At 49.9% G+C, this 13,281-nt stretch carries 15 protein-coding genes; 13 read left to right on the forward strand and 2 right to left on the reverse strand.

What is annotated here, in order from left to right:
• The first annotated feature begins 7 nt into the window (after positions 1 to 7).
• From IE090_RS10350 to IE090_RS10375, 6 genes are read left to right on the forward strand one after another with little or no spacing between them, the layout of a single operon-like run.
• On the forward strand, positions 8 to 607 hold the full coding sequence (locus IE090_RS10350) for an SIS domain-containing protein (RefSeq protein WP_189388310.1): 600 nt from the start codon (positions 8 to 10) through the stop codon (positions 605 to 607).
• Between the two features lie 29 nt (positions 608 to 636).
• On the forward strand, positions 637 to 1,290 hold the full coding sequence (locus IE090_RS10355; RefSeq protein ID WP_189388311.1) for a class I SAM-dependent methyltransferase: 654 nt from the start codon (positions 637 to 639) through the stop codon (positions 1,288 to 1,290).
• Between the two features lie 45 nt (positions 1,291 to 1,335).
• Positions 1,336 to 1,860 (forward strand): GNAT family N-acetyltransferase, encoded by a 525-nt coding sequence (locus IE090_RS10360; RefSeq protein WP_189388312.1) that lies wholly within the window; start codon positions 1,336 to 1,338, stop codon positions 1,858 to 1,860.
• Between the two features lie 52 nt (positions 1,861 to 1,912).
• Entirely contained in the window at positions 1,913 to 2,428 is a 516-nt protein-coding gene (locus IE090_RS10365; protein WP_229815687.1) for a GNAT family N-acetyltransferase, read from the forward strand.
• Positions 2,412 to 2,921: a hypothetical protein gene (locus IE090_RS10370; RefSeq protein ID WP_229815695.1), complete on the forward strand. Its 510-nt coding sequence runs from the start codon at positions 2,412 to 2,414 to the stop codon at positions 2,919 to 2,921. The genes IE090_RS10365 and IE090_RS10370 overlap by 17 nt, the downstream gene beginning before the upstream one ends.
• A complete protein-coding gene (locus IE090_RS10375; protein WP_189388314.1) occupies positions 2,906 to 3,136 on the forward strand; it encodes a hypothetical protein in 231 nt (76 codons plus the stop codon). Before IE090_RS10370 ends, IE090_RS10375 begins: the two co-directional genes overlap by 16 nt.
• A 30-nt stretch (positions 3,137 to 3,166) precedes the next feature.
• Here IE090_RS10375 and IE090_RS10380 read toward each other — a convergent pair whose 3' ends face one another.
• Complete coding sequence (locus tag IE090_RS10380; protein ID WP_189388315.1) at positions 3,167 to 3,637, reverse strand: GNAT family N-acetyltransferase; 471 nt, start codon at positions 3,635 to 3,637, stop codon at positions 3,167 to 3,169.
• Positions 3,638 to 3,870: 233 nt separating this feature from the next.
• Here IE090_RS10380 and IE090_RS10385 point away from each other — a divergent pair, with 233 nt between their 5' ends.
• On the forward strand, positions 3,871 to 6,870 hold the full coding sequence (locus tag IE090_RS10385) for a ricin-type beta-trefoil lectin domain protein (RefSeq protein WP_189388316.1): 3,000 nt from the start codon (positions 3,871 to 3,873) through the stop codon (positions 6,868 to 6,870).
• Positions 6,871 to 6,907: 37 nt separating this feature from the next.
• Here the strand turns inward: IE090_RS10385 and IE090_RS10390 are convergent, their stop codons facing one another.
• Positions 6,908 to 7,810 (reverse strand): alpha/beta fold hydrolase, encoded by a 903-nt coding sequence (locus IE090_RS10390; RefSeq protein WP_229815696.1) that lies wholly within the window; start codon positions 7,808 to 7,810, stop codon positions 6,908 to 6,910.
• Positions 7,811 to 7,983: 173 nt separating this feature from the next.
• Here IE090_RS10390 and IE090_RS10395 point away from each other — a divergent pair, with 173 nt between their 5' ends.
• The 6 genes from IE090_RS10395 (at position 7,984) to IE090_RS10420 (ending at position 12,941) form a co-directional block, all read left to right on the forward strand.
• Positions 7,984 to 8,958 carry an SPFH domain-containing protein gene (locus IE090_RS10395; protein WP_189388318.1) on the forward strand — a complete coding sequence of 325 codons (975 nt, stop codon included), beginning with the start codon at positions 7,984 to 7,986 and terminating at the stop codon, positions 8,956 to 8,958.
• Positions 8,955 to 9,416, forward strand: a complete 462-nt coding sequence (locus IE090_RS10400; protein ID WP_229815697.1) for an NfeD family protein — start codon at positions 8,955 to 8,957, stop codon at positions 9,414 to 9,416. Before IE090_RS10395 ends, IE090_RS10400 begins: the two co-directional genes overlap by 4 nt.
• Positions 9,417 to 9,532: 116 nt before the next feature.
• The gene (locus IE090_RS10405) at positions 9,533 to 10,435 is read left to right on the forward strand and encodes an RluA family pseudouridine synthase (RefSeq protein ID WP_189388319.1); all 903 of its coding nucleotides are present in this window, start codon (positions 9,533 to 9,535) and stop codon (positions 10,433 to 10,435) included.
• A gap of 81 nt (positions 10,436 to 10,516) precedes the next feature.
• Positions 10,517 to 11,623 carry a hypothetical protein gene (locus IE090_RS10410; RefSeq protein ID WP_189388320.1) on the forward strand — a complete coding sequence of 369 codons (1,107 nt, stop codon included), beginning with the start codon at positions 10,517 to 10,519 and terminating at the stop codon, positions 11,621 to 11,623.
• 38 nt (positions 11,624 to 11,661) lie between these two features.
• The gene (locus tag IE090_RS10415) at positions 11,662 to 12,195 is read left to right on the forward strand and encodes a hypothetical protein (RefSeq protein WP_189388321.1); all 534 of its coding nucleotides are present in this window, start codon (positions 11,662 to 11,664) and stop codon (positions 12,193 to 12,195) included.
• 89 nt (positions 12,196 to 12,284) lie between these two features.
• Positions 12,285 to 12,941 carry an XRE family transcriptional regulator gene (locus IE090_RS10420; protein ID WP_189388322.1) on the forward strand — a complete coding sequence of 219 codons (657 nt, stop codon included), beginning with the start codon at positions 12,285 to 12,287 and terminating at the stop codon, positions 12,939 to 12,941.
• Positions 12,942 to 13,281 lie beyond the last annotated feature (340 nt).

A 13,281-nucleotide genomic window follows, 5' to 3' on the forward strand; every position in this document is an offset into this window, starting at 1 on the left:
GATTTCTATGTTAAATGATATTAAAAATAGCCTGAATGAAGCCCACAACGCCCTCGTTGCATTGCTCGCTAATGAGCAAGCGTTGCAGTCTATTCAGGCTGCAGCGGATCAGTTGATTGCGAGTTTGACTGAAGGTGGGCGGATTTTTTCTTGCGGCAACGGTGGCTCCATGTGTGATGCCATGCACTTTGCAGAAGAGCTCACTGGTCGCTACCGCGACGATAGGCCTGCCTGCGCTGCTACCGCTATTTCAGATGCCAGTCATATGAGTTGTGTCGCCAATGACTATGGCTATGAGTACGTCTTTTCCCGCTATTTGCAGGCCCATGGCCGCCGTGGCGACGTGTTGCTGGCCATCAGTACCAGCGGTAAAAGCCCTTCCATTATTAATGCTGCCGAAGTCGCACAACAGTTGGGCATGACGGTGATCGCCCTGAGCGGCCGATTGCATGAGCCATTACAGCAGCTCAGCGATGTGTATATTTGCACCCCGGCGGGTCAGTATGCCGACCGAGTGCAAGAACTGCATATTAAAGTGCTGCATATCTTTATTGAGCTGATCGAGCGGCATTTTCATCCGGAAAATTATCAGCATCAGGAAACCTAATACGTTAGCCATCACACCCAGGAGAGTGAATGAGCGCCACCGAGTTAACCCGCTACTACGCCCAGCGGGCGCAAGAGTACGATCGCATCTACGACAAGCCAGAACGCCAACAGGATTTGCGGGTATTGGAGCAGCAAACCACCCAGTTTGGTGCTGGCCAAAAACTATTAGAAATTGCTTGTGGTACGGGTTACTGGACTCAGTTTCTCAGCCAGCAAGCAAAGAGCGTAACGGCCATTGATTACAACCAGGAAGTGTTAGATATTGCCTGCCAACGAGATTACGCGAATCGCTCGGTTTATTTTGTTCGCGACGATGCCTACACCCTAAACCAGCTGGATGAGCAGTTCGAAGCAGCGTTTGTTGGCTTTTGGTGGTCCCATGTGCCATTGCAGCGTATTGCAGAGTTTTTGCACGCTTTGCATGCCAAGCTCAAACCGGGAGCGACGGTTTGGATAATGGATAACCGCTACGTCGAAGGCAGCAGTACGCCCATTAGCCATAGTGATGATGCTGGCAATACCTATCAAACAAGGCCGTTAGATGATGGCAGTCAGCACGAAATATTAAAGATTTTTCCATCCTCTGCTGATCTTGAGCAACAGCTGTCTGGTGTCGCCAGTTCGGTAAAGGTAACGGAGCTAACCTACTTTTGGCTGGCAGAATATCAGATCAATCAATGATGACTGTATCGCTTTTACTAGTCTCGCTTTTACTATGAGGAATTTATGATTCGTTTAGCAAGTGACTCTGATTGCAGCAACCTGGCTATCTTGGCGACTTTAGTGTGGATAAACACTTACGCCAAAGAGGGCATTAAGCAAGCGTACTCAGAGTTCGTATTGACTCAATTTACACCTGACTATTTTCGATCTTTGCTGGCGAATGATCGCTACCGCCTGTGGGTATGTGAAGAGGACGACATTCTGCAAGGATTTGCACTGATCAACTTAGATTCAGCCATTCCGACGGCGTGCTTAAGCTCTGATTATGCACACTTGTCTGCAAAGGACTGCGGCTTTGAAGTAGAGAAGCTTTATGTCGACAGCCGCCATCAAGGCAAGGGCATAGGTAAGCGTCTGTTGCAGGCAATTGAACAATCACTAAAGCAGCCATATTGGCTGGATACCTGGGTAGAAAATGACGCCAATGGCTTTTATCAGTACTTGGGTTTGGCATCCGTTGGTATTCGGTCTTTTGACTTTTCAGGTCATCGAATTGATAACAATCTTTATGTACGCTTTGCGGACTAGGGAAACCCTGTCCAACACTGTATGGCCGAATGAGTAGAGAAAGGATGAGCGATTGAATACGGTTTCGATTAAACCCATAACGGAATATGATGCTGACGTTGTGGCAGAGATATTATCGTGTCCTGAGCAGACCCGTTTTCTGCCGAACGAAAGGTCGTACAGTAAAGAGCAGCAGCAAACGTACTTAAGAAACCGTCTCCATCATTGGCAGCAACACGGGTTTGGCAGCTACATCATTGAGTTAAACAGCTCACCCACCTTAAAACTTGGATTTGTTGGCGCAGAATATTCGCCTGACCCAAGTTTTATTGATATACGCTTTGCTCTCGCCAAACAGCATGCGGGCAAGGGCTATATGCTGCAGGCTTGCCAGCTGCTGCTAAGGGAGTTCTTTTCACAGCCTAAGCAAGACATGCTGTACGGCGCCGCCATGAAAGAAAATATGGCATCGCTGGCGGTATTAAAGAAAATCGGCATGCAGCCAGACTCGGGTTTAGATTTTTACCAATGTGATGGCCTGCGGTATTTTTCTCTTTCTCGGCAGCAGTACCATGACTCAGTTGGTTGAACGCGAAAAATCTATCGCTCAGGCGTTGCACTGGCTAACCCAACAGCTAGGGGATACGCCGTATTCCATTTGTGGTGGCTTGGCGGCGATTGCTTACGGCAGTCAGCGGGATTTGAATGACATTGATTTGTTTGTATCTGAGGCAGACTTTGCTCCGCTGGTGAATCAACTGCAGCCATACGTGAGCAAGCCTGCGCAGCGCTATCAGGGCGAGGGCTGGGACTTGGAGTATGTGCAGCTTATTTATGCTGGCATCAAGATTGAGGTGGGTAATCCCAAGGATGCCTTTATATTGAATGCAAGCACTCATAAATGGCAGCCCCTTAATGTGGTTTTCTCTGCATTGAGTAAGGTCTACCTCTATGGGAATGAATTGTCTGTGATGAATAAGCAAGATTTGATTGACTATAAGAATGTATTGCAGCGTGAAGTCGATATCGATGATGTGCGTGCGATCAAGGCAGCAGAGGGAAAGCAATGCCAAACGACTTAGGGTTTAGTTTTAAGAAGCAAGGCGATGACTACTTTATCTATCGTAACGGCAAAAAAGTCACGGTACTGCGGGGAGATCGCGCGAAAGAGTTTCAGCAGGTTGTTGATGTTGGCGACTTTCACGCACAGCAGCAACTGATGGCAAGGTTAACGGGTAACTACAAGCGCGGTAACGAGCGTACCGCCAAGCAGCATCAGCGTAACCACCGAGGGTAGCCAGATTTGAGCCACTCGGCTCCAAGAGGTCTATCGAAGTGATACGTACATGATGTGCTGTGGCCCGGCCTGACCGCCATAATACAACTCTCCACTGTCCATAAAGCCACCTTTTAGATAGCACTGATGGGCGCTGGTATTGCGGCAATTCACCGTTAGCCAAATGCAGGCCATGCTGGGGTAGTGTTGTTGTAGGTAGCTGGGCAACAAGCGTACCGCTTGCCTACCATATCCACGGCCTTGCAGGCTTTGGTCAATTAAGAACGAGCGTAAGCCGGCGTCGTTAATACCAGCAAACGCCATATGCTGGCTGTACCCATGATCGATATTAAACACACCAATGACTTGCTCATCTGCTTCGATGACATGCAGGTGCCAGTCTGGCGGTGGATTGCTCAGTAATTCTTGCGTCGTACCGACATACTGGCATTGCTCTTCGCCGACACCCAGTTGCAGGACTGGGTGTCGATCGGCGTGCTGCAAGGGCCTAATTTTTAGCATATGGGTCTTCGCCTCCGCTGTTGGACATTAGCAATAAATTGTCACTTGTAAGTGATTTTATCATGGCAACTTTTTGACGCTGTCATGTCATGCTAATTATTTCAATATTTTAATCATCGCTCAGCGTTTTCCACGATTTGCACAAGGGTGACGCGTTTATACCTGTGGCGATTTCACCATTCTTGTCCATAGTTGGCTGACAACAAAAACAAGCCATACGGCAAGGACTGATCATGAACATAAACCGCATAATGCATTACTGTTTTGGGCTCGGTGTCGGCTTGCTGCTGACTCAACAGGCCGGTGCATTTTCCCAACCGCCGCCTGCAGAAGTGCCCGTTGAGCAGCGACAAGATGCCGAACAAGCCGTGCATGAACTGGCGCAAGGGTGCTACGCCATACAGTCGCCAGCCAATGGCAAGTTTATCAATCGCTATCACAAAGGCGGTGCTATAGATGATGGCTTAGGTTGGCAGGTCAAGGCGACCAGCTTAGAGCAGGCGGCCAGCTTCTACTTTAAGCCAACCTCCTTCTTTCACTTTATGCTAACGGATAAAGACGGGCGCTATTTAGCCACTCACTTGCCCAATGAGATTTCTGCCGGGCGCTATGCCGGTGAGTTCGCAGAATTTAAGGTGACGGCACACCCGCAAACGGATGGCGGCTTCTTCTACAGCTTTTATGGCCCCAAACTGGCTAAGGTGATTCGTCACAATTATGGCAGTACCGGCCATTATCGAGAGGGGGGTGTGTATGTCATTGATCTGTTGAATCCAAACAATAGTGGCAGTGAAAGTCAGTTTCGACTGGTGCAAAAAAGCGATTGCACGCCTTTTCCCGAAGCACAAGTCAACGTCAGCGGCGACTTGAATGCCTTAAAGGGCGATGTTGAGCTGCCGGTGCGAGGCAGCATCGACCTGCATACGCACATTACATCGTATGAATTTATGGGCGGTAAGTTTTTACACGGCGAGCCGTTTCACCGCTGGGGCATTGAAACTGCGTTACGAGACAGCAAAGAAATTCATGGCCCCAATGGCTCTTTGGATATTATCGGTAACTTGATGGGTTATGACGATGTGAACCATCGCTATGATACGCGCGGCTGGCCCGATTTTCCTTTTTGGCCTAATCGGCAGCAAGTATCTCACATGCAGTATTACTACAAGTGGATTGAACGCGCTCATCGCGGTGGTGTGCGCATGATGGTGACGCACTTGGTTGAAAATGAAGTGCTGTGCAATGTGCAAAAAACCGTGAATCCAGCGAGCTGGATCAACCCCAACAACTGCAACACCATGGCCAGTATTCACTTGCAGATCCGCCGCTTAAAAGAAATGCAGGATTACATCGACGCCCAACAGGGTGGCCCAGGTAAGGGGTTTTTCCGCCTGGTTACTTCACCGCAGCAAGCAAGAGAGGTGATCGCCGATGGCAAAATGGCCATTTTGATGGGCATAGAAGCGTCAGAATTGTTTAACTGTGGCCTCAAGGACAGCTGTAGCAAAGAAAGCATTGAGCGCCAATTGATGGAAGTGTATGACGCGGGCGTGCGTGTGATGTACCCAGTTCATCGATTTGATAATCAACTAGGGGCGGCGCGGCAAGAAGATGGCTTTATTAACGTGGGCCAGTGGCTGTCGAGCGGTCGTTTCTTTGCAACCGAAGAATGCGATGACGAAACTCGCGGGCAGCGCTTTACCAGTGGCTTTCCGCTGTTGAGCGATGTGCCTGTCATTGGTGATATTTTAAAAGGCATTGGTCTTAGTCCGGAATATGACGAAAGCCGGCTACATTGCAACCGCCACGGTTTAACCTCGTTGGGTGAATACTTGGTGGAGCGCATGATGGATTTGGGCATGATCATTGAGCTCGACCACACCTCCACACGTACAGGTCGTGCGATTATGGATTTGCTTGAGGCGCGCCAATACCACGGTGTGGTCAGCGGTCATAGCCATTTAAATCGCAAGCCCGATGGCTCTGCTCATGAGCTGCATCATCGCATTGCACGTGCCGGTGGCATGTTGGCACCTTATAACAGTGCCTCCAGTAATTTGGAGTGGAGCATTGGTGAATTTATCGACTTAAAATCATCCACCGGCCACTGGGTAGGGGTGCCTTTTTCTACCGACATGGGCGGCATTGGCTCCCAAGCTTGGCCGCGTGATGACGTGGATAGCAACCCACTGCAATATCCGTTTATAACAGAGTTTGGTCAAACCATTGAGCGCCAGCAAACGGGTAACCGGGTATTTGATCTTAATCAGGACGGTTTGGCGCACTTTGGTTTGGTCGCCGATCATATCCAGGACATTCGAGAAAATACCAGCACTCGTATTTATGAAGCGGTGATGAATTCGGCCGAGGCTTACCTGCAAATGTGGGAAAACGCCATCGCCAACGGCTCGCCCAAGTATGCTGGTGCTGCCGGAACGTATGTTTCCATTGTCGATCGCAATTCAGGGCGCTGCATGGACATTCCCGGCAACGACGACAACCTCAATAATGGCGTGAGTGTGCAGCTCTGGGATTGCCAGCTGACCTCACAGGATCAAAAGTGGCGTTACGATCGAGAGGCCGGCATGTTTCGCAATAAAGCCAACCCAGAAAAGTGCCTCGATAACCGTGGCCAAGCCCATGATAATGGCGAGATCGTTATTTGGGATTGTATCGATTCGGATAATTTACGCTGGGATTATCAGGGCAATAAACTCGCCAGCCGTCACAACTCGAACATCGTTGCCGATGCCTATGGCACAGCTAACGGCGCAAACGTCGGCCAGTGGACGTACCACGGTGGCAGCAATCAACAGTGGGAGTTGCGCGTCACTGAGCCGCGCAATGCTTGGGTGCAATACCGTAGCGAAGCCACTGGCCAATGCATTACCGCGCAAGGCGATCACGTCGATGCCGTGGTCAGTATGGCGGCTTGTGATGGCAGCGATGCGCAGCAGTGGCGCTTCGACAGTGGTACCGGGCTTATGATTAATGGCCAGGCTGGCGAGCTGTGCCTGAGCATTCCCAATGGCATGATTTACGATCATACGCCGCTGCAACTTGAGCACTGCAACGCCAATGCAGATCATCAACGCTTTAGCTACGCCGGTAATATGTTGCGTGCTCAACTCGATGCCAATCAGGTTCTGGATGTGGCGGGCGGCGGCAGTCAACTGATTATGTTTAGCGCCCATGGCAAGGCCAATCAGCGTTGGCATGGCACCTTGCATTGATGCAGTTGGGTGGAGCTTTGGCTCCACCTTGTCGTTTTTACTGCTGCAATAAAAATCGACGCGCATCCTTGGCGCTTTGCTGTGGCAGTTCTTCCATCGGCAGGTGGCCGCAATCGCTGTAGCGCAGCACCTCGGCTTGCGGCAGAGCGAGTTGAAACTTCGCCACGTGCGATGGCGGTATCCACTCATCTTGCTCGCCCCACATGACGCAGACGGGCGCTGATACCTGTTGGAGTTGCTTGTGATTAAAGCCGCCGCGATTGCGCACAAAAGCCAGTACATTGGCCGCTGCACTGCGATTGCCGCTGCGCATTAATAATTCAAAATAGCGCTCGGCCACGACGTGTTGTAAGCGCTCAGGCTGGGCATAGGTGCTGCGCACAATGGCGCGCACCATCATACGTGGCAGCGCAAGGTGCGAGCTGACCCAGCCCATCAGCGGCAGGCCCATAAAAATAAGAATCGGGGGTGGCACAAAGAAAAAACCAGCGCTATCCAGCAAAATGATCTTATCGACACGCTGTGGAAAGCGCGCGGCAAACTCCCATGCCATCCAGCCTCCCAGTGAGTTGCCCGCCACATGACAGCGTTCAATGTTGAGTGCATCGAGAAACTGGCCAATAAAGTCACTGTATAGGTGCTCGCGCATGCCCTGCGGGTGGGGGCCGGTGAGACCAAAGTTAGGGCAGTCAATACTAATAACGCGAAAGTCTGGTTTCAGCTCATCGCTCCAGCCTTCCCACGTGTGGCAAGAGGAGAAAATACCGTGCAAGCACAGCAACACCGGGCCGCTGCCAACATCACGGTAATGCACCTGCATGCCGTCGATATCCACGTAGCGTGATTCAGGGTATTCATGGCGCTCACGCAGTTGCTGTAGCGGAATAGACCCCGGTTCTTGCCAAAAATCCATCCATTGTGTCCACAGGCTTGACCACATACTCCCTCCGTTTTGCTCATTACTGGCTGCCATGAGTGACCATAGCATGGCAGCGGCGACTGCAAAGGTAGGATTCCGCCAACCTCGGAACCGTCTAGTGCCTGCAGAGCTGTGCAGAATTATCCCAACTTCGTGATAAGCTTTGATCAACCATTTAGAAGGAACCTACGCCCATGGAATCATTGTTGAATCTGATTTTCTCTATCGAGCTGGTGGCTCTGATATTTGTCTTGGTGTTGCTCAAATCCAGCATCAAGTTTGTGCCGCAAAACCGTGCATGGCTGGTGGAGCGTTTTGGTAAGTATCAATCCACCAAAGAAGCGGGCATTAACTTTATTGTGCCCTTTATCGACCGCATTGCCGCCGACCGTAGCCTGAAAGAGCAAGCGGTGGATGTGCCCAGCCAGTCAGCCATTACCAAAGACAACATTACCCTCTCTGTAGACGGCGTGTTGTATTTTCGTGTATTGGACCCCTACAAGGCCACTTACGGTGTCGATGATTATGTTTTCGCCGTTACCCAGCTAGCACAAACCACCATGCGCTCTGAGCTGGGTAAAATGGAGCTGGATAAAACCTTCGAAGAGCGCAACCAGCTGAACGCCAGCATTGTTGCCTCGATCAACGAAGCGGCAGAACCCTGGGGCATTCAGGTATTGCGCTATGAAATTAAAGACATCGTGCCGCCCAAATCGGTGATGGACGCAATGGAAGCACAAATGAAAGCCGAGCGAGTCAAGCGCGCCCAAATTCTGGAATCCGAAGGTGATCGCCAAGCAGCCATCAACGTGGCTGAGGGTAAAAAACAGGCTCAGGTATTAGCCGCTGAAGCCGACCGTGCTGAGCAAATTTTACAAGCAGAGGGTGAGGCCAAAGCGATTATCGCTGTCGCCGAGGCGCAAGCCGACGCCCTGCGCAAAGTCGGTGAAGCCGCCGACACGGAAAAAGGCCAAAAAGCCATTCAGCTCGACTTGGCGACCAAAGCAATCGAAGCCAAAGCGGCCATTGCCCGAGAATCCTCTGTGGTCTTGTTGCCAGAGCAAAGCAACGATGCCAGTCAACTGGTCGCAACGGCCATGAGCATTGTCAATAGAATTAATCATCAGCAGCGGCCTCAAGGAACATCGCCTAACGGAGATAATGCATGATTAACTGGCTATTGCAGCACTTACCGGAAGGCCTAATGGTCCTAGGGCTAGCAGCCTTGATTACTGAAGTAGTGATGTTAGGTTTTGCCACCTTTATATTGCTGTTTTTCGGTTTGTCGTTGCTCATAACCGGTTTTTTAATGCAGTTGGGCGTGCTGCCGGCCGATTGGGTCACCGCGCTGTGGAGTAACGTCTTGCTCACCTCACTGCTGGGGGTGGCGTTATGGAAACCGCTACGGCGGCTACAGAATAAAACGGATACTAAGCCGGTTCGCAACGACTTTGCCGAGCAAAGTTTTATTCTGGAACAAGACGTAGACCAGCGTGGACTGACTACACATAAGTACTCCGGTGTGAAATGGAAATTAAAAAGCCAGCAGCCCATCGCAGCCGGAACCTTGGTAAAAGTGGTGCGCACAGAAGTGGGGGTGCTTTGGGTTGAAGTTTGCGAGAACTGAATAGTCTTTGAATTATCATGCGCCTTTCCATCGCCTTGCTGCGCCTTTTCATCGCCTTGCTGTGATGGGGACCTTAATGTGGATCGGCGCTCCCATCTTTTATTGCTGAGCTTGTCATGCAATTAGATTTTCGGGTTTTCGAACCCCAATCACTGGTCGACTTTTTGGCCCCGAGGCTACCGCGCGACAGCGAGCCGCTGACCACACTCTTGACTCAAGGTCGAGTTCACATAAACCAACACCGAGCACAGTGCATAAGAACCAGTGTCTACCCCAGTGATACCGTATGGCTGGATCTGCCTGATCATTGGGAGGCCGAAGTCGACTGTAACTGGCGCATAGTTTGGCAAAATCACGAATTTCTCGTGGTGGATAAACCGCCAGGTTTGCCCGTAAGCCGAACCACGCGCAATCTATTTTATACCCTGGTTTCTCTAGTGCGCCGACAAAGCCCGTGGCACGAGGCGCATTTAATGCACCGGCTGGATGCCGAAACCAGCGGTTTAATACTGCTGGCAAAAAACAGTCACGTCGATAAAAAATGGAAAAAGAAAGCCAGCCGCTTAATGGCAGAAAAAGAATACCTAGCCTGGGTATTTGGCCAGCCCAGCTGGCAGTATTATGACTTAGAGTGCACCATCAGCGAGCGCAGTGACAGTGCCATTCGCAATCGCATGTATGTGTGCGAATCAGACACCCTCGCATACACCAAGCCACAGCTAAGCCGAACTGAATTTACTCTGGTTAAAACACAGGGTGAATACAGTTTAATGCGCTGTCGGCTACACAGCGGACGCAAACATCAAATTCGCTGTCATTTGGCGCACCTTGGCCACCCGATAGTGGGTGACAAAATTTACGCATTTGACGGCGAGTATTATCTAAAGCGTCTACAACAGCCATTAACAGCAAAAGACTATCAAATATTGGGCGCTGAATTTCAACAGCTGCAAGCCGTGCGTTTAATGCTGCAGATGTATGGCAAGAGCTTTGAGGTCGAGCTGCCTGTTGAGGCGTGACAGAAATGCGCCATGCATCAGTTGATATTGAGGAATACTGATGCTTCAATCCGCAGCCATCTTTTTAAGAGGACGAAAAGGATGACCAAAGTTCTGCATCGCTCAAAAGCCCTGTTCATTGTCATGGCTTTATTCCTGGCCAGTAGCCTGATCAATGCCGCTGGAGATCCAGCACTGGCTGGGTTATATGAATTTCCGCAAGCTGAATCCAGCTGGGGCGCCAAGCTGAATCCCAATAATGATTTCCCTGATGATGGCTATATGGGTTATTTCTTTAATACGAATAGCCCAGAGATCTTAGTGCATAAGGAGCTATCCAGCTCGTTGGGGATTAACTACGCTTGGAGTGATTTCCATAATATCAAGTCTGAAGACTTTGGAGCCTATTGGGCTGGCAGCATAGTGATGCCAGAGGCAGGTGAAAGGGTCGTTTCTGCCAGTCTTAGCTGGGCCAAAATACGCATCATCATTGATGATCATTTGATTTACGAAGGTGACAGCGATACTGAAATAAAGCTACAGCTGGATAAAGGCCGCCATACGATAGAGGTTGAGTACATTAATAACTGGCATACCACAGATGTGATGGTGCGTGTGCAGGAGCCAGTACAACTGCTGACTCGCAGCCAAGTAAAAGCAGAACTAGAGCGTACCAGCGAGCCTCATCAGCTTTATTATGTTGGTGCCTATGAAAGCGATGCGCAAGATGGTGTTGTACAGCTTAACCTACGCCCAGCCAAGCAACCGATGGTGCTCTTCTTGGGTTCTTACAACCCAATCCAGTGGCACATCAATAATCCCCACAATAATGCTATTAAAGCGATTGTGTATTCGTCCTATAAGCCTGGCGCAGTGGTGACGGGAGACATAGATACTAATACCCGCCTAATGGCACTCGACGATGGCTTTCGCGCTCATGAATTGGTTAAAAAGTGTTCGTGTAGTGGTAGCCACTTTCACTGCAGTGGTAAAGACTTCGGTCGTACACTTAAACAGTTAGAGAACATAGGCGGTGGAAAGCTAGTGGGCTTTTCAGGTGACTACAGCCCTATAGCTTTGCCTGTGCCGCAGACCTTAATGAATGATGCTACGCGAAACATGATGGCTGCCAATCGCCGGGAAGTGAATGAGCAGCGTAAACGCTGTAGTAAGAATATAAATCCCGACTTTGATAGTATGTTTGACTAACACTTAACCCGGAGCTGAGCTCCGGTAAAAGGCAGATTATGGAAGCTATCAATACCAAGCTGATCAACTATTATCCTCATTTAAAGCAGCTTAAGCTGACCAAGCCCAATACCCTTAGCCATTTGATAGTTTTCGCTATATTGATGCTTCTCACGGCTGTTCTAGCTGGCTTGGTGGTTTACTGGAATGGTTACTTATTCAGTGGGCTAGGGGTTTCGATATTCATTTTGGTGCTGTCTTTTCGTTACCTAATGTCGGCATTTCGTGTCAAACATACTTTTTTTGATTTTGGTTTAGGTAAGCTGGTTATTACCGATTTAATAGGACGTAGATCTGTCTATAAGCTAAAGAAGAGACAGGTATCGGCGAAAATGCTTGAAAGAACTATCCATGATCGTTGTTTTGTTTATGTCGTCTTGGATATGGATGGTGATAGTTTCGTTATTCTAGAGACCGTTAAAGGAGGGGAGGATGGCTTCGAAAGAGTCGTCGAGCTAATTAATAGCTCAGCGGGAGAAAACGAAAAGCCAACACCGGCTGAAGCACTTGAGAGGGATTACGATCTTGTGTAGATAATGCTGCGTATGGGTTTGCATGAATAGCCGCTGACATTCTATCTAAGCACCCGTATCATAGCGGCTTTTTGTGTGAGCAGTATCCTATGAGTCTGAGTCAGCGCTTTAATCATATTATTGATGCCGTTTGCGATGGCAATAAGGCGCAGTTTGCCCGCTTAACGGGTAAGTCTCCCAGTCATGTTTATAAGATTTGCCGTGGCCAGTCGCGTCCTTCTATGCAGTATTTGCAAACAATCTACGAGCAATTGAATGTTGATATAACTTGGTTGCTTACCGGCGATCAGGCGGATCGCATACAGAAACTGGCTCCAGCGGACAGTGCCAATGACTTGGTGTATGCGCCGGTGCTGGATGTGCAGGCCAGTGCGGGCTTTGGCGCCAGCGGTTTTAGTGAAGAGCTGGAGCAGCAGTTTGTGCTCGATCGCCAATGGCTGAACCAAACATTGCGTGTTTCAAGCGATCGACTGTTTTTTATTTATGTCAGTGGCGACTCTATGTTACCAACGCTGGAAGATGGCGACATGATTTTGGTGGACCCGGCTCAGCAGCAATTCCAAAATAACGGCATTTATGCACTGAGCCATGCCGATGGTTTGATGACCAAGCGGCTGCAGCGCCAAGGTTCAGCGATTCAGGTGATAAGCGATAACGCCAGTTACCCCAGCTGGACGCTGAATACCGAAGATGAACAGGTGCAAATCGTGGGTCGAGTTGTCTGGTGCAGTCGGCGGGTAAGGTGATTGGGGCACCTCTGAATAATTTTGCACAGCTCTGCGTGAGTGCAGCAGGCGTTCAGAACAAGGCGGAGATGGCAGGAAATGGCCAGTCCTTTACCACATCGCCAACGACGTTATGCAAGCCTGCCTTCCGCGCCCTGCGGGCATGGCCAGAGAACTCCAGCTCTGTGTCGCCGATTTTTGCTTTAGCTGGCTAGAGCGGCAAACCGCCTTCGTGATCTGAAGCCCTTGGCGATCCAGAGCAGACACCGAATTATTCAGAGTTGCCTTAGATTATTGTAACCCGTGGTCTAGGCCGCTGGTTTTGTCAGTCATGTTTATACCTGCATAACGGGCTAAAAGG

The organism is Bacterioplanes sanyensis (genome assembly GCF_014652515.1).
Taxonomy (GTDB): domain Bacteria; phylum Pseudomonadota; class Gammaproteobacteria; order Pseudomonadales; family Oceanobacteraceae; genus Bacterioplanes; species Bacterioplanes sanyensis.